This window comes from Pseudomonas bohemica (genome assembly GCF_002934685.1).
In the GTDB taxonomy this organism is placed as follows: domain Bacteria; phylum Pseudomonadota; class Gammaproteobacteria; order Pseudomonadales; family Pseudomonadaceae; genus Aquipseudomonas; species Aquipseudomonas bohemica.
Genome location: NZ_NKHL01000118.1, coordinates 134956 through 154449 on the forward strand (window position 1 = coordinate 134956; position 19494 = coordinate 154449).

Genomic DNA, 19494 nt, shown 5'->3' on the forward strand with positions numbered 1-19494 from the left:
CCGCTGGTACAGCGTTAATCTTCAGGGCCTGCCCCTGCTTTCGCTCTGTTCCTGATCTTCCGCCAGGCCAGTCCAGACACCGCAGAACGCGACTGGGGTGCAGGCCGAGCAAACCATCGTAACCAGCGCCGAGAAATACATCCCACCGCTAAGCACTCCTATCCTCAACCCCCTTTCTTGCGCTGCTGCCAAGCCGCCGCCAACCCACTCAGACAAATAATCGCAATCCCCGCCTGTGCCGTCAGCGAAGGCGCATGGTTGAACACGATAAGCCCCCAAAGCCCCGCGAACACAATCTGGCAATACCCAAACGGCGCCAGCAACGCCGGTGCCGCAAAGCGAAACGCCTGGGTCAGCATCAAATGCGCAACCATCCCACAGGTACCCAGCGCCAGCATGAACGGAATATGCCTCCACTCCGGCGACTGCCAGAAGAACGGCACGATGGCACTCATCAACAGACTGTTGAACAGCCCCGCGAAAAAGTTGCTGGTGGTCGGGCTGTCATGGGCCGCCACCAACCGCGTGAGCAACTGATAAAAGGCAAAACACAGCGCCGAACCCAACGGCAGCAGCACCGCAGGGGTGAACAACTCACCGCCCGGATGCACGATCACCATCACCCCGCTGAATCCCACTATCACGGCAATCCACTGCCCCCGTGAGACTGTCTCCTTGAGCAGCGGCACCGACAGCGCCGTCACCAACAGCGGCGAGAGGAAGTTGACCGCCGTCGCCTCGGCAATCGGGATGAACATCAGACCGCTGGTAAACAACAGACTGGTCCCCAGCAGACACAACGCCCGCAGCGCCTGCAGGCCGGGCCGTTTGGTGCGCAGCACACGCAATCCCGCCGACGGCATGAAGATGCAGGCCATCAGCCCTGTGTGCACCACATAGCGCACCCACACCACCATCAGGATCGGGTAGAAGCCGGACAGGTATTTGGACAAGGTGTCGTGACTGGAAAACAGGAAGGTTGCCAGGACAATCAGTGCGATGCCCTTGAGTGGCTGGTTGACGCCGGAGAGCGGCGTACTGGTGGTGCTCATCAGCTTCCCTTTGGCCTTGCGTGAATGCGTGGTCGGCCCCTGCCTCTGTGGGCATCAGGCTAGACAAGGAAAGAATATAGAAGCTGTCGTCAGATAACCAAACAAACCTCGACCGTTGTGCGTTTTTCAGAACAGCACGGCGCAAACCTTGATGCGGGTGCGATGTTCACGCTTGCATGGCCAGCGGCACTGTGAAGCGAAATACGCTGCCCTCGCCCGGCTCACTGCTGGCAGTCAACTCGCCGCCGTGGGCCCGAACGATTCCCTGGGAAATATACAGACCAAGCCCCGTGCCGCTCGGGTTGCCTTCACGAATGCGCCAGTAACGCTCGAAGACATGCGGCAACTGGTCCGGAGCGATTCCGGCGCCGGAGTCGGCAACGCTGATCAGCGCAACGTCACCTTCGGCCACCGCGATGACGCTGATACGCCCCTCTCTGGGTGTGAACTTGATTGCATTGCCCACCAGATTCGACAGCACCTGAAACATTCGCTCCGGATCGGCCATGATCTTCAGCGTCGGCTCAGTGGAGAACGTCAGGTCGATGGATTTGTTCAGCGCCAGAGGCGTAAGCAATGACCAGGCATCTTCGAACAGCTGGCTGATCTCCACCGGATGCGGCGAAATCGAGTAGCGCCCGGCCTCGATTTTCGAGGTGTCGAGCAGGTCCTCCAGCAAATTGGTCATGCGTGCCGTTGCGCGCTGCAAGGTGTTGATGGCCAAGTGCAGCCGTTTCGACGCAGGGCTGGCGTCCGCCGTGACCAGGCGTTGCATCATGCCGCACTGCATGACGATGGCGGTCAGCGGACTGCGCAGGTCATGGGAAACCACGGCTACCAGTTCATCCCGCGCTTGCACCGCATCTTTCTCGCGTAGCACCTGGCGCGACAGGTCAGACTCCAGGGCCGAGCGGCGCAGGTCCGACACCGCATACAACTCGCCCACGGTCCACGGCAATGATGTCCCGTCGACCTGTCGCTTCCACGCCTCGAAGGATTCTCGCGGCTGCAAACGGTCCGAAACGACAGCGTTCGACGCGTCCGGATTGCCGCTCCAGCGCACGCTTTCCTTGACCTCGGGGCGAAACCACAACACGGCATTGGCCACCGGCTTGGGCAGGCTGAAGGCCAACAGACCGCTGGCAACCGCATGATAATCCCGCGCTTCGGGGAACGACTCACTCAGGCTCGAAGTTCCAACGACCGGCGCCGGTTGCTGTTGGACCCAGCGCTGCAGCGCTCTCACCTGCTCCGCCGTCGGGCACTGACCGAACAGCTGCAATTGGTCATCGATGATCACCGCCGCGCCACCGGCATCGGCCAGGGTCAGCAGCTCATGAGGATGCTGGACCAGCCCCTGATACACGTCATTCTCGGCGTCGATCATGGCACTGGCGAGGCATTTGAGCAGCCCATCCTTGGCCTGTCGCTGACGCTGCGCCTGCAGGTTTTCCAGCGCGCTGATCTGCATTGATAGCACCTGGCCGATGGTCTGGCAGGCGGCGCGCAGCGCATGGGGCACTCGCAGCGGTTGACGATTGCCACAACTGATCAGGCCCCACAGGCGCTCTTCCTTGAGCAGGGAGATACTCATCGACGACAGCACGCCCATGTTGCGCATGTACTGACGATGAATCGGCGAGACGCTGCGTAGCACAGCGTAACTCATGTCCAGTGGCTGGCCATTGTCCGGACGCAGCGCAGGCACCATTGGCGCTGGCACATATGCGGCATCGGGGATGATCCGCAGCCAGTTCAGGCGGTACAGTTCGCGCGCTTGTTCGGGAATGTCACTGGCCGGGAAAAACACGCCCTGATACGTACCGAGTCCGGGGGTGACGGATTCGGCAATCACCTGGCCATGACCCTGTTCTTGAAAGCGGTAGATCAGCACCCGGTCGTATCCGGTCAGCGCGCGGATCTCGTTGACGCTGATGTCATAGAGTTCCGCCAGGCTCTTGGCTGATTGCAAGCGACGCAGGATCCGGCTGAGGCTTTGCTCCGGACCTCGGGTCGGCGCCTGATCGGGCGGTGGCTCCAGCTCGACGAACAGCAAGCCGTCATGGCGATGAATCAGGCCGTCCAGCACTTGGCTGCCACAATGCAAGAGCAACGGATGGATGTCCTCCAACGCTCCACCGGCGACCGCTTCGCGCAGGGCCTGGGCCTCACCCTCACCGATCCAGGCCGACAGCGGCTGGCCGGCGCGCAGGTCATCGCCGCCGCTGAGCATCCGCGATGCATTGGCACTGGCCTGCTGTACGGTCCATGACAGTTCGTCGACCGTCAGCAGCGCGCCGTGGGGCTGGATCGCGCCGGGGATCCGGATCGGCTCATCGGCGCAGTTCTGCAGCAACTCATTCAGATTCTGTTCGGTGGTGGAGGTCACAGCAGCACTCCCGCGCGGTCCAGCCAACGTTCGAAGCAGGCGAAAGTGGCACATGCTGCGTCCACCACTTCACCGTTGTACGCGGGGTGCTCGAAGTCGGCCAGCTGTTTCAGGAAAGCTTTCCACAATCTCCCCGTATCCCGGCCGTAGACGTCGAGAAACTCGCCACCGCTCTCGGCGTCGATCCCCAATCTGTCGGCAATGATCCGGCGCAACACCTGGCCGCCCAGGGTCGCGCCTTCCATGACGTACATGATGCCGAGCAGATGGCCGTGGGTTTGCAGAGCGGGCAACGCGCTACACAGGGGTAATGTCTCGATTTGCCCATCGCTCAGGCCAAGCGCCCGTAAATCCTTGACCAGTGCCGGGACCTTATAGCGTTCCGGGTCTGTGGTCAGCGGGCTCAGGAAGCACTCAAGATGTCTTTGCAGCGGCACATGAAAACCGTAATAGGCCGCGATGATTTTTGTATACAGCGCGCGGTCGAGGTCGGCATGGGTCAGAGGCAGCCGCGCCTCCAGGGCCTTGTGCTGCATGGCCGTGGCGCTGCGCAGCATTTGCAGGGCGCTGACGGGCTGTGTCGGGCCGATGAGGAATGGCAACTCGGGGGTGGCTTCAACCAAGGGCGGTGGTATCCAGTGAGGTATCAAACTTCGAGTATGCAGCTATCTGCCAGGTTCAAGGCAAATGGCTACCGCGCACATTAATGAGCGCGGCGCCAGGGTGTCAGCGAGTCGCTTAACGACCGGCTCAGAAGATGTAATCGGTGGTCAGGAAGCTCGACTCGCGATTATGGATGATGTCGCTGATCAGCGCCTTGTTGCTCTCCTGAAACTTGGTCGCCACCAGCGTGCGGATCGAGAACACGCGCAGCGCGTCATGGACCGACAAGGTGCCCTCGGCGGAGTTCTTGCGGCCGTTGAACGGGAAGCTGTCCGGGCCGCGTTGGCACTGGGCATTGATATTGATGCGGCCCACCTGATTGGCGAACGCATCCACCAGGCGCCCGACCTGCTTGGAGTCATTGCCGAAGATGCTCAACTGCTGACCGAAGTCCGAATCCAGCACATATTCGATGACCGTTTCCAGATCACGGTAGGTCACCACCGGAACCACCGGACCGAACTGTTCTTCGTGATAGACGCGCATGTCCGGCGTCACCGGATACAGCACGGCCGGGTAGAAGAACTGGTGATTGGTGATGCCGCCGCCTTCGTTAACCACCTTGGCGCCCTTGCTGACGGCATCGTCCACCAACCCTTGCAGGTAATCGGTCTTGCCCGGTTCTGGCAGCGGCGTCAGCGAGACGCCCGGTTCCCACGGCATGCCTGGCTTGAGCTGCGCCAGTTTCTCCTCGAATTTTTCAAGGAAACTGCCGACCACGTTCTCGTGCACGAAGAGGATTTTCAAGGCGGTGCAACGCTGACCATTGAACGACAGCGAACCTGTGATCGCCTCGCTGACCGCGTTGTCGAGATTGACGTCGGGCAACACAATGCCGGGGTTCTTGGCGTCCAGCCCCAGAGCTGCGCGCAGACGATGCGGTTTGGGGTGCAGTTTTTTCAGGGCGCTGGCGGCCTTGTTGGTGCCAATGAAGGCAAAAACGTCGATCTTGCCGCTGGCCATCAGCGCGCTGACCGTCTCGCGGCCGCTGCCGTAGATCACGTTGATCACGCCGGCCGGGAAGCTGTCGCGAAACGCTTCGAGCAACGGACGAATCAGCAGCACGCCAAATTTGGCCGGTTTGAAGACCACGGTGTTGCCCATGATCAACGCCGGGATCAGGGTGGTGAACGTCTCGTTCAACGGGTAGTTGTAAGGGCCCATGCACAGCGTCACGCCGAGGGGCACGCGGCGGATCTGGCCGAGGGTGTCCTGTTCCAGCTCGAAACGGCTGGAGCGGCGATCCAGTTCCTTGAGCGCATTGATGGTGTCGACGATGTAATCGCAGGTACGGTCGAATTCTTTCTGCGAGTCCTTGAGGTTCTTGCCGATCTCCCACATGAGCAGGGTGACCACGGCATCGCGTTGTTCGCGCATGAGCTTTAGGAAGGTCTCGACATGATGGATACGGTCGACGACACGCATGGTCGGCCAGGCGCCCTGCCCCCGGTCATAGGCTTTGACGGCGGCATCCAGCGCGGTCATTGCCGTGTCGGCGTCCATCAATGGCGTGCTGCCCAATACCACCGACTCAAGCCCCGCATCGGTCTTCAGCGACACCGGACTGAGCACCGGCGCCAATGGCCCTTGCCATTGATGCAGCTCACCATTGACCAGATACTCGCGCTGCTCGATGGCAGGCCCTGCGCGGAATTGCTCAGGAATTTCATCGGCGCTCGGGTACAGGTTGTCCAGGCGGTTTTGCAGGGTCATCTCTCTTTACCTCTTCCAGTCGGCAAACGTGCGAAACACACTACGCCACAGCTGGGCTGGAATGAAAAGAGTTGAGATGAATGTCACGGTGGCGTGACGAAAATGGCTCGCCGAGAATCAAAATCAAACCGAGGCATGTCATATCCCGGTCTGGCGTGTTGAAAGAACGCGCGGCGTTTTTTTCAGCCTCGTCCAGCCGTTAAACAGCAGAAGCCAGAAAACGCTGATAAAACCCTTCGGCAGCCAGATTCTTGTCCTTGGCTTCGAGCATGATGTCGAAGCGATCCAGGAATTGCAGGGCGTAGTTGTTGGTCCAGTCGTTCCACATGCGATCGCTGTGCTGGTACAGGTCGCGCTTGTTGACCACCTTCAGCAGCTCGTCCATTTCCAGCTTCTGCTCAGCCTTGAAGCCCAGGTCCTGAAGGCTTTCCGGCGGTTGGGAGTAATGCATGACCGGGCGCACGCCACGCCAGCTGTCGATGATGCGGCTCACCCGCGGGTCTTCAGGGGCGATGTAGCGGCTTTCGTGAATCCAGCAGTGGTGAATGTCCAGCACTACGGGCGCCAGATCCGCCAGTTGCAGGCAGTCGTCGACGCCGTAGGTTTTCTCGTCGTTTTCGAAGGTAATGCATTTACGCGCCACTTCAGACAAAAGCGGCCATACCGCGCGCACGCCCTCACCCCCCAGCCGGCCGGCGATATGCACGTTGCATTTGAAGTCCTGAAAGCTCCGGCCGTACCCCATCATGCGGATCATGTCGGCGTGGTATTCGAACTCGGCGAGGCTGTTTTCGACCACCTCGGGCCGGTCGGAACCGAGGACGCAGAACTGCCCAGGGTGGAACGACAGGCGGATATCGGCGTTGCGCGCCCTGTCGCCAATCGCCGCGAACAGCTGCTCCAGACGCGCCACGATGGGCCACTCTCGGTAAAACTGCGCCACCTGCGGATGGCTATAGAACGGCAGCAGGTCGCTGCTCAGACGCAGCATTCTTCTGGCCTGGGGCAACTGCGCGACATAGCCCAGCAGGCGAATCTGCGCCGCGAGGTTGTGCTCGACGATGTCCAGCAGCTTTTCATGCGCCACCTGCAAGGTCACGCTGTCCATCCAGCGCAGAGTGGTGGTCCGCGGGTTGTAACCGCCCTCCAGCGCCTTGAGTTCCTTGAGCGACAGCGCGCGTTCATGATGGCGGTACATGCAGGCGAAGCCGATGCGGGGTGTGTTCACGAAGGTTCCTATGGTGGTATCGGACGCAGGCAAATCGTGTCTGCTTTGGAAGAAGACTTTGCGTTCTTCCCAGGAGTTCGTGGTTTTTTCACGACCTGTAGCAGCGCGCTTGCCCGCGAATGCGATGCGTCAGCCTGTGAAGTGTCGTCTGAGATACCCCTTCACAAGCGCGCTGCCACAGAAGCTCTCCCGGCTTGAGCGGGAGATTCAAACCTGCCGCTGATCCGCCACCGCTTGCCGCCGCGCATGCCGTCCCCGCCACAGCCCGACCAACAGGACTATCACCGCCGTGCCCGCGCTGGCGGCCCAATGCGTCCAGGGTTGCTGCGGGACCCAGGCTTGCAGCATCGGCTCAACGACTGCCATGCCCCCGGCGATCCATCCGATCAACGCGCCGCCTGCTGGCACCAGCCACGGCAAACGGTGCAACGCGGCCAGCACCAGACGGCTGCCCATGACGATGATCGGAATGCTGATCAACACGCCCGCCGCCACCAGATAGATGTTGCCGTCACCCGCCGCTGCCACGGCCAGGACGTTGTCCAGAGACATCACCACATCAGCCACGATAATAGTGCGGATCGCCGTCCACAACCGCGTGCCGCCATCGAGGGTTTCGTCATCATCGTTTTGGTTGGCCACCAGCTTGATGCCGATCCACACCAGCAACATCGCGCCCACCAGCTTGAGGAACGGTAACGCCAGCAGGTGCACCGCGCAGAACAGCAGAATCACCCGCAGTACGATCGCGCCCAGCATGCCGCCATAGATCGCCTTGCTCTGCAACTGCCTGGGCAGGCGACGGCAGGCCATGGCGATGACCACGGCGTTATCACCCCCCAAGAGTAAGTCGATGGCGATGATCTGCGCCAGGGCGCTCCATAGCAGAGGGTCGTAAAGCCAGTTCATGGAGGTAAACCTTATCGGACAAAAAGAGGAAAGATGCCGGTCAGCAACGACACCGGCGAAACGATGGGATATACGAAGAGGACTGTCCTGGGGGCTCAATGCGTTGGAAATATCCGGCACAGGGTAACAATCGCCTAGGCAAATCACCATCGAGCGCCTCCGCACTCGCTGATGAACGGCCTGACCAAGCGGCCCTTGCGCAGGCTCACGGCAGGCGAGCAAACTGGGCCACGAATTGAACCCAGTGCGCTCAAAGCGCTACAGGAAGGATTGATCCATGACCACACAAACCGAAACCGCCCTGCTCGCTGGCGGCTGCTTCTGGGGCATGCAGGACCTGCTGCGCCGCTATCCGGGCGTGCTGTCCACCCGGGTGGGTTACTCGGGCGGCGATGTTGAAAATGCCACCTACCGCAATCACGGGACCCATGCCGAAGCCATCGAAATCGTCTTCGATCCGGCGCTGATCAGCTACCGCAAAATGCTCGAATTCTTTTTCCAGATCCATGACCCGTCCACCGCCAATCGTCAGGGCAACGACATCGGCCTGAGCTATCGGTCGGCGATTTTCTACCTCGATGAAGAACAGAAACGCGTCGCCGAGGACACGGTGAAGGACGTCGATGCCTCGGACCTGTGGCCAGGCAAGGTGGTGACCGAGATCAGCCCCGCGGGCCCGTTCTGGGAAGCCGAGCCTGAGCATCAGGATTACCTGGAACGCATTCCGAACGGCTACACCTGCCACTTCATCCGTAAAGACTGGGTGTTGCCCAAACGCGCTTGAGCATCAGTGACAGACCAGGCCGTCGCTGATCTTCATGCTGTCCACCAGAAATGCGTTGCTGTGCAGGTCCCAGGCTTTCATCTGCCCGCCGTCGGACTGCCAGTCACGCAAGCCGGCCTGCAGCAGGCGCAGGCTTTTCGGGTCGGGCTGAGCCAGGTAGACCCGTGCATCGCTGCTCGCTTCCAGGGTTTGCGGCAGCATGCGGTAGAAGCGCCAGTCGGGGGTTTGCAGCAGGCTGGTCAGAACCGTGCGTTCGTCGGCCAGGAGTTGGCAGTCGCCAGCCATGAAGGCGGTGGCGGCGCGGATACCTGATACGTAAGTCTGAATCCGCGCACCCTGTTGCTGCAAGGCGTGGGTCCATGGGCTGCCGTTGGCCACGCAGACACTCTGGCCTTTGACCGAAGACTGCGGCCAATTGCGCAGGCTCAGCAGCGCACCTTTGTCGTAGGCGCGGGGCACATCGTTCAATACTGCTCGCTGCCGTTCCAGGCCCGGGATGTCGAGGCTGCCTGCGATCACCGCGTCAACCTGTCCCTTGCGCAGGAAACCTTCGATGTCCTGAGCCGGAATCGCCGTCAACTGCACCTTCACCCCCAGATAACGTCCCAGCGCGGTGGCCAGTTCGCTGTCCATTTCATCGGGCTCGGACACCAGCGCGTCGGTGCTGTAGGTCGGTCTCGGGTAGCTGCGCACAGCCACGCGAAACAGCTGTTGCTCCCGCGCCTTGACCAGCACCGGACCTGGGGTCTGCTCGGCACCGTCGAGCATCGGCAGCAGCCAGATCACGCACACCGCCGCCGCGCCGATCGCGCCCGCCAGACTCCAGCGAATCCATCCGCCGGTGAACGCAGCCCCCGGCTTACCCCGCATGCTTCAGTCCACGGCGCCAGCGGGTAAAACGTCGTTCCAGCAACGCCAGGAGGAAGTTCAGCAGCAGACCCACCACCGCCAGCAGCAGAATGCCCGCGTACATGCTCGGGATCTGGAACACCTCCTGCGAGTTGAGCGTCAGGAAGCCCAGCCCGGAGTGCGCACCGATCATCTCGGCGGCCACCAGCGCGGTGATGCAGTAAGCACCTGCCAGTCGCACGCCAGTGAAGATCGATGGCGACGCGGAAGGCAGCACGATTTTCAGAAACAGGAAGCGGCGATTGGCGCCCATCGACAGCGCCGAGTTGATCAACAGACTGTCGACCTGTTTGACGCCGCTGATGGTGCTCAACAGGATCGGCCAGAACGACGCCCAGAAAATGATCGCGACTTTCGACAGTTCGCCGATGCCCAGGAACAGGATGAACACGGGGAACAGCGCCAGCGCCGAGGTCTGCCGGAAAAACTGCAGCAATGGATCAAGGATCCGCTCCAGCCGCGCGAACCAGCCCATCAACAGGCCCAGGGAAATGCCGGTGACGATCGCCAGCGCAAGCCCGGCCAACGAGCGGATCAGACTGGCCTGCAAATGCTTGATCAGTGCGCCGTTACCCGCCATCTCGACGATGGCCGCCAGTACCGCCGACGGTGGGCTCAGGTAGCCGGGGTTGACGACTCCCAGACGCGGCAAGGCTTCCCACAGCGCGAGAAACGCGAGGATGCCGATGGAGCTGTCCAGCGCCTTGCGTGAGGTTTTTAGCCAGCGCGAGGTGACGGTCCGGCGCGGCGGCGGGGTCTGGGCCATGTTCATACGCCCACCCGATAGCCGCTGCGGCGAGCGATCTGTTGCCAGCTTTCGTGTCGGGCGACTTCTTCGACTTCCAGCGCGTCCGGGACCGTCCCGCCCATGCCTTCGCGTAACGAGGCCCACGCCCGTTGGCGCAGATGCACGAACGCATGACTGTTGCGCAGTTGCGGTAACCGCGGTCGAGGCAGGTCGATGTCGATGATTTCCTTGATGCGCCCGGGGCGCGCGGTCATTACGGCAACGCGGTCGGACAGGAAGATCGCCTCCTCCAGGCTGTGGGTGATGAACACGATGGTCTTCTTGTGCAGGTCCCAGATGCGCAGCAATTCGTCCTGCAGGGTTTCGCGGGTCTGCGCATCGAGGGCCGCAAACGGCTCGTCCATCAGCAGCACATCCGGCTCGTAGACCAACGATCGGGCAATCGCGACGCGCTGGCGCATGCCGCCAGAGAGTTCGTGGGGGTAGCGCGAGGCGAAACCGGTCAGGCCGACCAGGTCCAGGTATTCGCGGGCCCTCTCGCGCCGCTCGGCCTTGCCCACGCCGCGGATTTCCAGCCCCACGGCAATGTTGTCGAGCACCGAGCACCACGGCAGCAAAGCGTAACCCTGAAACACCACGCCCTGGTTGCGGTTGATGCCTTGCAAGGGTTTGCCGTCAATTTCCAGCGTGCCGCCGGTTTTCTGCGCAAGCCCGGCGAGGATGTTCAGGTAGGTGGATTTGCCGCAGCCCGAGGGGCCGAGGATCGACAGAAACTCACCCTCGCGCACCTGCAGATCGAAATCCCTGAGGACCTCTACCCGCTCGCTTTTGCCTGCCTCGTCTTGCGCCTGGTATTCCATGTGCAAGCCGGATGTGGAGATTTTGTGCACGCATGCCTCTCATCAGTGTTGTCTGGCGTCTGTTCGTCTGCCGATACAGGACCTGTAGGAGTGAGCTTGCTCACGAATGCTTGCATACATACGCAGCAGATTCGGCGGCTATCGCACTCTATTCGTGAGCAAGCTCACTCCTACAGGGGTCTTGCCTGGCTGACCGATCGCATAAAGCCGCCACAGGGCGATCTACACCTTCGCCTTGGCCAACGCATTGAACTCGTTGGTGTACACATCCTTCACCGCCACCGAACCGGGCTTGATCTTCTTCTCGCTTTCGAGGATGTCGATGTAGTACTGAATCGGCGGTTCAGTGACGACCAGGTCGTCGACGTAGGCGTAGCGTTCCACCAGTTCCAGCTTGGTGCCGATGCGCTGGGAGACGATCTTGCGCGCCTCGTCGGGGTTGGCGTTGACCCAGTTGGCCGCCTTGGCGATTGCGGCGACGAAATCCTCCGTCGCTTCGGGGTTTTCCCGAATGAACTTGCCATAGCCACTGTACGGCGCCATACCGCCCAGGCCCTTGTCCAGGTCGTAGTCGCTCCACAGCTTGCGCAGCTCAGGATTGTGCTCGGCACCGCCGGACGCGGGTGGATGGATGATCGCGATATCAACGTTGCGGCTGAGCACGGTCTGTTCGCCCTGGTTGTCCGGGACCACCACCCAGTTGATCTTGTCGACGTCCACCTGATGCTCGCGCAGGTATTTCTTGGTGACGAATTCGGCGCAGGCACCAAAGCTGTTGAAGCCGACGGTTTTGCCTTCCATGTCCTTTGGCGTGAAAATTCCCGAATCGGCGCGCACAAAATACTTCATGTGCGGCGCTTCCTGCAGGGTCTTGCCACCGGCGGCAACCACCTTGAGGTCAAGGCCACTGGCGATCGCAGAGATCACCAACGGCACCATGCGCGAGCCGAAGTCGATCTCGCCGGTCCCCACCAGCGGGATGATCTGTGGCGCGGCGATCTTGCCAATGTAATTGGGTTTGGTGCGGGTGCCTTCGAAATAGCCCAGCGAGTCGGCGAGGTAGACCAGATCGAATGACGGGTTGTCGGGGTATTTGAAGCTGACCACCTGATCGGAACGCTTTTTGATCACGGCAGGCGCCGCGCTCGCGGTCTTCTCGGGCTTGTCACAGCCTGGCAGGATCAACCCCGCGGCCGCCGCCGTTCCCAACAATGCGACTTGTTTGATGAAAGCCCTGCGGCTGTTGCGCTCTTGCATAGCGAGCTTCCTTGGTGGTTCGGACAATTAATGACAGGCACGCGTAATCCATGAAGTAGCACAACCTTCAACTAACGACAGAAAGTCTTACATGGGGCGACGCAGACCGGGCGACAATAATGACCCTGCAGACTCAGCGTCAATAACATCCCGTATAACCGCTATAACGTTTTCAGCTAAAGTTATTCCGCTGACGCAAGGATTGTTTGAATGACCTGTCCTCACCTGCAGCAGCACGACTCGTCGGCGGCAGCGCCCCGCAAGATCACTGCCGTCGGTAAGCTGAACGCCTGCTGAGTTGTTTATCAACCCGTCTGTACCGGGCGAAACCCATGTATCCATTACAACAAGTGTTGCTACAGCAACAGCAACTAAACAGATGTCTCGCTCTCAGCGCACATCTTTTAAGTTATTAGACGCTCCGCAACGCCACCTATCCTTAATACAACCCTCTTCTCAAGTTTGATGATTGACGGCACATCCCTTGCACCCACGCAATAAACTTTTCACTTTCTTAAAGCTCGCTCCCGATTCTCTCAAAACATCCCGAACCTCTCTTCTCCGTCGCCTGCTGAATATTCATGCCTACAAGGAGTCATTCCATGAGCAAACGCACTGACACTCTCAAACTCGGCTTGTTCCTGCGCGCCACCGGGCATCACATCGCCGCTTGGCGCGACAGCGGTTCGCAGGCTGACGCCGGCATTCGCCTGGATCATTTCATCGATCTGGCACGCAAGGCTGAAGCCGCCGGTTTCGACACCCTGTTTCTAGCCGACAGCGTGTCAGTGCGCGGTATCGATGCCCCCACCTTCGACCGGGTGATCGCGCCGAGCCTGAGTTTCGAACCCCTGACGCTGCTTTCGGCGCTGGCGACCGTGACCTCGCGTATCGGACTGATCGCAACCGCCAGCACCAGCTACAGCGAGCCCTTCAACCTGGCCCGACAGTTCGCCTCGCTGGACCAGATCAGTGGCGGCCGGGTCGGCTGGAATCTGGTGACCAGCAGCGACCCGGATGCGGCGAAGAACTTCGGTGGTGCCTGCGAGGGCAATCAGGCCGCCCATGCCGACCGCTATGGCCGGGCGCGGGAATTTCATGAGGTGGTCGACAAGCTGTGGGACAGCTGGGAGGACGACACCCTGCTACTGGACAAGGAAAAAGGCGTGTTCCTGGACCGCAGCAAACTGCACCTGACCGACCATCATGGCAAGCACTTCCACGTGCGCGGCCCGCTCAACGTGCTGCGTTCGCCTCAGGGCAAACCGGTGCTGGTGCAGGCGGGCGCCTCGGAGGATGGCCGCTCGCTGGCCGCCGCGACCGCTGAAGCGATCTTCGCCGCGCACCAAAGCCTGGCCGATGCACAGGCGTTCTACAGCGACATCAAATCCCGCGCGGCGGTGCTGGGCCGCAAGCCCGAGCACATCAAGATTCTGCCCGGTGTGACCATCTTCACCGCGCCCACCTCAGCCGAGGCTCACGCCAAGCACCAGCGATTGCAGGATCTGGTGCACCCGCAAGTAGGGCTGAGCCTGCTGTCGGGTTTGCTCGGCGGGGTCGATCTGTCGCACTTGCCGCTGGACGGGCCGCTGCCCCAGGATTTGCCCGCCACCAACGCGTCGAAAAGCCGCCAGCAACTGATACTGCAATTGGCCGCCGAAGGCCTGAGCATCCGCGAGCTGTACCTGCGCCTGGCCGGGGCACGGGGTCATTGGACCCTGGTCGGCTCGCCCGAAGAAGTAGTCGATCAACTGCAAGCCTGGTTCGAAGGCTATGGCGCCGACGGCTTCAACATCCTGCCGCCGACCTACCCGGAAGGCCTGGACGACTTCATCGCGCTGATCCTGCCCGAACTGAAACGACGCGGGCTGGTGCCTGAAGAGGGACCGACCGGCAGCACCCTTCGCGAACGTCTGGGCCTGCCCTTTGCGGCGCACCCGGCGAGCCTGCTGAGTGAACACTCGATCGCTGTCTGATACCCCCTATCCACGAGGCGGACGCCTCCCGATCCGCATTTTGCAAAGAGAGCTAAAGCATGGTTCATCAAGTCAATGCAGCCTGGGGCGCAGGCCCTTCCCCCCGCTATGAACAGCTGGCCGAGCGTTTCCGTCCGTTGTTCGCCAACCTGCGCGAGGGCGCCATCAGTCGCGAGCTCGAGCGCCGCTTGCCGGTCGAAGAGTTGCAACTGCTCAAGGCCTCTGGCTTTACCGCCCTGCGCGTGCCCAGCGAATACGGCGGGGCTGGCGTCACATTGCCAGAGCTGACCAACCTGCTGATCGAACTGGGTGAAGCCGATTCCAATCTTGTGCAAGCACTGCGCGGGCATCTGGGGTTTACCGAAAACCTGCTTAACAGTCGCGACGAAGAGCGGCGCAAGGTCTGGTTCGAGCGTCTGGTGCGTGGCGAAACCGTCGGCCCAGCCACTGGCGAAGTCGGCGACACTGCGCAGTCGCACCTCAACTCGCGGCTGTATCTGGACGGTGAGCAATGGCGCATCGAGGGCAACAAGTTCTACACCACCGGCTGTCTGTACAGCGATTGGATCGACGTTGCGGTCAGCGATCACGATGACAAGCGAGTATTCGTCACCGTGCGCCGCGATGCCGAAGGCGTCGAAGTGGTCGATGACTGGAACGGGTTCGGCCAACGCCTCACCGCCAGCGGCACCACCCATGTGCGCAGCGTGGCAGTGGACCCGCGCAACATTGTCAGCGTCGACGAGAAATTCCAGTATTCGCCGGCGTTGTATCAGATCGTGCACTTGGCTAACCTCGCCGGGATCGGCCGCGCCCTGAGCGGCGAAGTGGCCGCCGCCGTCGCGAGCCGCACGCGCAGCTTCAGCAATGGCAACGCCACGCGGGTGGCCCAGGATCCGCAAGTGCTGCAAGTGGTGGGCAGCCTGCGCGCAGCGGCGTACAGCGCTGGGGCCATCGTGCTGAAAACCGCCGAGGCCCTGGAGCGGGCGTATCAGGCCAGGCTCGGCGGCGATGCGCACGCGCTGAAAAAGGCCGTGGATATCGCCGAGCTGGAGATTGCCCAATCGCAGACCATCGTCAGTGATCTGATTCTGGATGCCAGCTCAAGAATGTTCGATGCCTTGAGCGCTTCGGCGACCCTGCGCCCACTGGGTCTGGACCGTTTCTGGCGCAACGCGCGCACGCTGACCTCGCACAACCCGCGCATCTATAAGGATCGGATCGTCGGCGACTATGCCGTCAATGGCACTGCGCCTCCTGCGCAATGGAAGATCGGCGTGGCGTGAGGCGTGCCTGTTACTCCCCGCAAACCGCCACACGTCTAATGCGGCTGATCACTGAAATGCTCGAGCATGAATTCGATGAAGCTGTTGAGCTTGGGTGAGCGGCGGCGGTCGCTGAGATAGATCAGATGCAAGGGCCGTTCGGCAAAACTGTAGGCCGGCAGGATCCGGCACAGCCGCCCGCTTTCAAGATCCGCCTCGACCAGTGCCAAGGGCAGCAGCACGATGCCAAGCCCGGCGGCTGCCGCCTCTCGCAGCGCCGGGCCGTTATCCATTTGCAGACGAGTACGCACATTCAGTTGCAATTCGCCCTCCTCGCCGTGCAACCGCCACAGCGCACGCTGCTTCTGCTCAACCGGGCCGTTGGCGTAACGATAGGTGATGCAATCGTGCGCTTGCATGTCTTGAGGGTGCATGGGCGTTCCTCGGCGGGCCAAATAATCAGGCGTGGCGCACAGCACCAGCGGATGGGCATACAAGCGTCGGGCGATGATGTTCGAGCTCGGCAGCTCGCCAATGCGCACCGCCGCTTCGAAGCCCTCTTCGAGCAGATCGACCATGCGATCGGTGAACGAGATGTCGACGTCGACCTTGGGATAACGCGCCATGTACAACGCCAGTGGGGCCATCAGCCGCTGCAGCCCGAACGCATGAGGAAAGCTCAAGCGCAGTCGCCCCTGGGGCTCAGCCCGAGCCTGGAGCGCGACGGTTTCGGCGTCCTGCACCATGCCCAGGATTTCCAGGCAGCGCTCGTAGTAATGCAGGCCAAAATCGGTCAGCTGTTGCTGGCGCGTGGTGCGGTGCAGCAGCTTCATGCCCAGATGCTCCTCCAGCGCCCGCAAGTGATTGCCGATCATCGTCGGCGTCAGTCCGCTGTCCTCGGCGGCGCGTGTGATGCTGCCCTTGTCGACGATGCGCACGAACAGCGCCATTGCCCGAAGTACGTCCATTGAGAAGTTTTTCTTGGTTGTGATCGAAGATGGCGCCTATTTAACACCTTTACTCGATGACCTAGGCTGACCCTGAAACAATTACCGACGAGGTCACCATGAAAAGCTATCGAGTCAATGGCGCCAGCCCTGACGCACTCAAGCTCTGCGAAGAGCCAATACCGACCCTGCAACGTGGCGAGGTGTTGATCGAAGTCCACGCCGTCTCGCTCAATTACCGCGACCTTGTGCTCATGGAGGGCCGCCTGCTCAAGCCCACCCTGACTCATCCGATTCCGGGCAGCGACGGGGCTGGCCGGGTGATCGAAGTCGGTGAAGGGGTCAGCGATTTCAGGATCGGTGACCGCGTCATCGGCGCCTTCCATCCGCGCTGGTTCGGTGGCGGCAAAATAAAGGATCGTTTTTCCGGCGTTTACGGGCGCAGCCACGACGGCTGGTTCACCGAGTACAAGGTCGTGAGCCAGGAAGCCATCGTCGCCCTCCCCGAGCCGCTGACCTACGAGCAAGGCGCGACTCTGCCCTGCGCGGCGGTTACCGCGTGGGTTGCCTTGACGGGGCAGCAACCCATCAAGGCTGGCGAAACCGTCCTGACCCTCGGCACCGGCGGCGTGTCACTGTTCGCCCTGCAATACGCCAAGGCCATGGGCGCCCGAGTGATCGCCACCACCTCTTCGGTGGAAAAAGCCCAACGCCTGAAAGGCCTCGGCGCCGATGAAGTCATCAATTACCGCGAAACGCCGCAATGGCACGAGCAGGTCCTGCAAATGACCCAGGGTCAGGGCGTGCAGCGCGTGGTCGAAGTCGGCGGTCCGGCGACCATCGGCCAGTCACTCAAAGCGGTCGCGTATGACGGTGAAGTGGTGCTGGTGGGTTTCCTCGGTGAAAACGGCCCGCCGCTGACCTATTTCGACATCATGGGCAGCGGCGCCTCCCTGCGCTCGACCAGCGTAGGCGACCGGGTCGCGCTGACCGACTGCGTACGCGCCACGGCGTGCAATGCGATCAAGCCGGTCATCGATCAGGTATTTGCCTTCGACCAGGCCAGAGATGCGCTGGCCCATCTCAAAGCCGCTCGCCATTTCGGCAAGGTGGTGGTTCGGGTGCGCTGAGCCGCGCATTGATTAAAAGGCGCTTAGCGCCGGGATCGGCCCAGCCAGTGCTCCCGGCGCAACTCCCAGATCTCCTTGGCCAGCGGCCCACTGACGAAACTGCCCTCTTTCACCTCAATCAGGCGCATGCCCTCGCGCTCAGACACACGTTTGGAAGCGGCGTTACCCGCCGCCTTGGGCACCTGCATGACTGGACGTGCCAGGGTCTCGAACCAGAACCGGTTGATCACCTCACACGCCTCCTGCATGAAGCCCTGCCCTTGCCACGGTGGCGAAAGCCAGAAGCCGCGGTTATTCCCCGGCTCGTCGTAGACGCTAATACTGCCGATGCACTGCTCGGGCGTTTTGGCGAGCCTGATCATCCAGTGCCACTCCTTCCCCGCCATGATTGCCGGCAAGGCAACGTTCTGCACGTACTGCTCGGCGCCATCGCCGGGATACGGCCAGGGCACCCGACTGTCGAGATACCGCACCACCTCCCAATGGGGGAAGAGTTGCTGGATGGTGGCGGAGTCGGAGGTTTGAAGGGGGGTTAGCAAGAGGCGCGGGGTATGCAAGGTTGGCGTGCAGTCCATGGCGTTTGCTCTGACAGGTCTTTTGAGAGTCGGTGGGATCGTATCAGAGCCCCTCGCTCGATGTCAGGTCCGGCCTCTACCCCTTGGCGTGGCAGGGCTACCGAAGGGCGTGTAGATAATTCTAATCAACGTCGTGCATTCGCTCCCGCCCGACGTCCTAATCTCCAAATGGAATTACCAAATGCAAACTCAGTATTTATGGAAATATGAGCTGCGCATTACTCTGGGCTCATTCAGTTGCCTGCATAGAGATCTGCCCCATGCGCCCTACCGAAACCAACGTCATTGATTTCACCCTCCATCGCAAACGTCGTCAGGCACGGGCAGCCGCCGAATTGATGTGGAAACTGTATGCAGCACGCGCGGGGCTCGCGGCGTTCACTGCTCATACCGCGATGCTGTCCAGCGATACTCGCCGGGCGTGAAGCGATGAATTTTCTGCACTCTGTTTCCGATGAAGATGAGGCCGGGCCGGACCCTAAAGAGGCAGCAGGCTCCGAAGAAGACCCCATTGGCCAGCGCGTTGCCCAAAACCTGCAGCGGCTGCGCAGTAAACGCTACCTTTCCCTCGATGCTCTGGCCCGAAACTGCGGCGTGAGCCGTGCGATGCTCGCGCAGATCGAATCCGGGCGCAGCGTGCCGTCGATCAAGGTGCTGTGCAAGATAGCCAAGGGGCTGAAGGTGTCGGTCGCGGCGTTTCTGGAAAATCGCGCATTCGAAGGCGTCGAGGTCCTCCCGGCGCAACAGAGCAAGCGGCTGGTGAATGCCGACGGCACGTTTTCCAGTCGTGCGCTGTTCCCCTACGACATGGCGCGGCAATCGGAATTCTACGAAATTCGCCTCAAGGGACTGGGTGAGGAAGTGTCCAACGGCAACGGCCCGGGCATTCAGGAAAACCTCGTGGTTGCCCAGGGCGTGCTGGAAGTCAGTGTCAATGAAGAGCGCTATCTGTTGTCGACCGGCGACTCCATCCTGTTCTATGCCGACCAGCCCCATCGCTATCGCAACCCCGCCGACAGCGAAGCGGTAGCGTTCGTGGTGATCACCTATCCCGAACCTTTGGACTGATAAGAACGCCCAAAAAAAAGC

General features: G+C 61.2%; 18 protein-coding genes. 6 read left to right on the forward strand and 12 right to left on the reverse strand.

The genetic code is table 11. The features are described from left to right. Positions 1 to 164: 164 nt before the first annotated feature. From CE491_RS23575 to CE491_RS23600, 6 genes are all read right to left on the reverse strand, one after another. Entirely contained in the window at positions 165 to 1052 is an 888-nt protein-coding gene (locus CE491_RS23575) for a DMT family transporter (protein WP_110950741.1), read from the reverse strand. A 166-nt stretch (positions 1053 to 1218) separates the two neighbouring features. Continuing rightward, positions 1219 to 3441, reverse strand: coding sequence for an ATP-binding protein (locus CE491_RS23580; protein WP_234407663.1), 2223 nt, complete (start codon positions 3439 to 3441; stop codon positions 1219 to 1221). Continuing rightward, positions 3438 to 3998: a biliverdin-producing heme oxygenase gene (locus CE491_RS23585; protein ID WP_110950878.1), complete on the reverse strand. Its 561-nt coding sequence runs from the start codon at positions 3996 to 3998 to the stop codon at positions 3438 to 3440. Before CE491_RS23585 ends, CE491_RS23580 begins: the two co-directional genes overlap by 4 nt. A 193-nt stretch (positions 3999 to 4191) precedes the next feature. Continuing rightward, positions 4192 to 5817 carry an NADP-dependent glyceraldehyde-3-phosphate dehydrogenase gene (locus CE491_RS23590; protein WP_110950743.1) on the reverse strand — a complete coding sequence of 542 codons (1626 nt, stop codon included), beginning with the start codon at positions 5815 to 5817 and terminating at the stop codon, positions 4192 to 4194. Positions 5818 to 6016: 199 nt separating this feature from the next. Next, positions 6017 to 7015 (reverse strand): apurinic/apyrimidinic endonuclease family protein, encoded by a 999-nt coding sequence (locus CE491_RS23595; protein ID WP_110950879.1) that lies wholly within the window; start codon positions 7013 to 7015, stop codon positions 6017 to 6019. A 237-nt stretch (positions 7016 to 7252) separates the two neighbouring features. Further along, positions 7253 to 7954: a TerC family protein gene (locus CE491_RS23600; RefSeq protein ID WP_110950744.1), complete on the reverse strand. Its 702-nt coding sequence runs from the start codon at positions 7952 to 7954 to the stop codon at positions 7253 to 7255. A gap of 277 nt (positions 7955 to 8231) precedes the next feature. Here CE491_RS23600 and msrA point away from each other — a divergent pair, with 277 nt between their 5' ends. Continuing rightward, positions 8232 to 8738: a peptide-methionine (S)-S-oxide reductase MsrA gene (msrA, locus tag CE491_RS23605; RefSeq protein ID WP_110950745.1), complete on the forward strand. Its 507-nt coding sequence runs from the start codon at positions 8232 to 8234 to the stop codon at positions 8736 to 8738. A 3-nt stretch (positions 8739 to 8741) separates the two neighbouring features. Here the strand turns inward: msrA and CE491_RS23610 are convergent, their stop codons facing one another. The 4 genes from CE491_RS23610 to CE491_RS23625 form a co-directional block, all read right to left on the reverse strand. Further along, positions 8742 to 9608 (reverse strand): transporter substrate-binding domain-containing protein, encoded by an 867-nt coding sequence (locus tag CE491_RS23610; RefSeq protein ID WP_234407665.1) that lies wholly within the window; start codon positions 9606 to 9608, stop codon positions 8742 to 8744. After that, positions 9598 to 10419: an ABC transporter permease gene (locus tag CE491_RS23615; RefSeq protein WP_234407666.1), complete on the reverse strand. Its 822-nt coding sequence runs from the start codon at positions 10417 to 10419 to the stop codon at positions 9598 to 9600. The genes CE491_RS23610 and CE491_RS23615 overlap by 11 nt, the downstream gene beginning before the upstream one ends. Beyond that, positions 10416 to 11255, reverse strand: a complete 840-nt coding sequence (locus CE491_RS23620) for an ABC transporter ATP-binding protein (RefSeq protein WP_110950882.1) — start codon at positions 11253 to 11255, stop codon at positions 10416 to 10418. The genes CE491_RS23615 and CE491_RS23620 overlap by 4 nt, the downstream gene beginning before the upstream one ends. A gap of 222 nt (positions 11256 to 11477) precedes the next feature. Continuing rightward, the gene (locus CE491_RS23625) at positions 11478 to 12512 is read right to left on the reverse strand and encodes an ABC transporter substrate-binding protein (protein WP_110950746.1); all 1035 of its coding nucleotides are present in this window, start codon (positions 12510 to 12512) and stop codon (positions 11478 to 11480) included. Between the two features lie 602 nt (positions 12513 to 13114). On the opposite strand from CE491_RS23625, the gene CE491_RS23630 reads away from it, so the two are divergent. Both CE491_RS23630 and CE491_RS23635 read left to right on the forward strand, forming a co-directional pair. Beyond that, positions 13115 to 14488 (forward strand): LLM class flavin-dependent oxidoreductase, encoded by a 1374-nt coding sequence (locus CE491_RS23630; RefSeq protein ID WP_110950747.1) that lies wholly within the window; start codon positions 13115 to 13117, stop codon positions 14486 to 14488. Between the two features lie 59 nt (positions 14489 to 14547). Then, positions 14548 to 15774 (forward strand): acyl-CoA dehydrogenase family protein, encoded by a 1227-nt coding sequence (locus CE491_RS23635; RefSeq protein WP_110950748.1) that lies wholly within the window; start codon positions 14548 to 14550, stop codon positions 15772 to 15774. 35 nt (positions 15775 to 15809) lie between these two features. Here CE491_RS23635 and CE491_RS23640 read toward each other — a convergent pair whose 3' ends face one another. Beyond that, on the reverse strand, positions 15810 to 16721 hold the full coding sequence (locus CE491_RS23640; RefSeq protein WP_110950749.1) for a LysR family transcriptional regulator: 912 nt from the start codon (positions 16719 to 16721) through the stop codon (positions 15810 to 15812). A gap of 98 nt (positions 16722 to 16819) precedes the next feature. Here CE491_RS23640 and CE491_RS23645 point away from each other — a divergent pair, with 98 nt between their 5' ends. Continuing rightward, a complete protein-coding gene (locus CE491_RS23645) occupies positions 16820 to 17830 on the forward strand; it encodes a zinc-dependent alcohol dehydrogenase family protein (protein WP_110950750.1) in 1011 nt (336 codons plus the stop codon). Between the two features lie 23 nt (positions 17831 to 17853). Here the strand turns inward: CE491_RS23645 and CE491_RS23650 are convergent, their stop codons facing one another. Next, positions 17854 to 18405, reverse strand: coding sequence for a GNAT family N-acetyltransferase (locus tag CE491_RS23650; RefSeq protein ID WP_110950751.1), 552 nt, complete (start codon positions 18403 to 18405; stop codon positions 17854 to 17856). Between the two features lie 260 nt (positions 18406 to 18665). On the opposite strand from CE491_RS23650, the gene CE491_RS30425 reads away from it, so the two are divergent. Together CE491_RS30425 and CE491_RS23655 are read left to right on the forward strand one after the other, a co-directional pair. Then, positions 18666 to 18830 carry a hypothetical protein gene (locus CE491_RS30425; RefSeq protein WP_199885230.1) on the forward strand — a complete coding sequence of 55 codons (165 nt, stop codon included), beginning with the start codon at positions 18666 to 18668 and terminating at the stop codon, positions 18828 to 18830. A gap of 4 nt (positions 18831 to 18834) precedes the next feature. Further along, positions 18835 to 19473 carry a helix-turn-helix domain-containing protein gene (locus CE491_RS23655; protein WP_110950752.1) on the forward strand — a complete coding sequence of 213 codons (639 nt, stop codon included), beginning with the start codon at positions 18835 to 18837 and terminating at the stop codon, positions 19471 to 19473. The last annotated feature ends 21 nt before the right edge of the window (positions 19474 to 19494 follow it).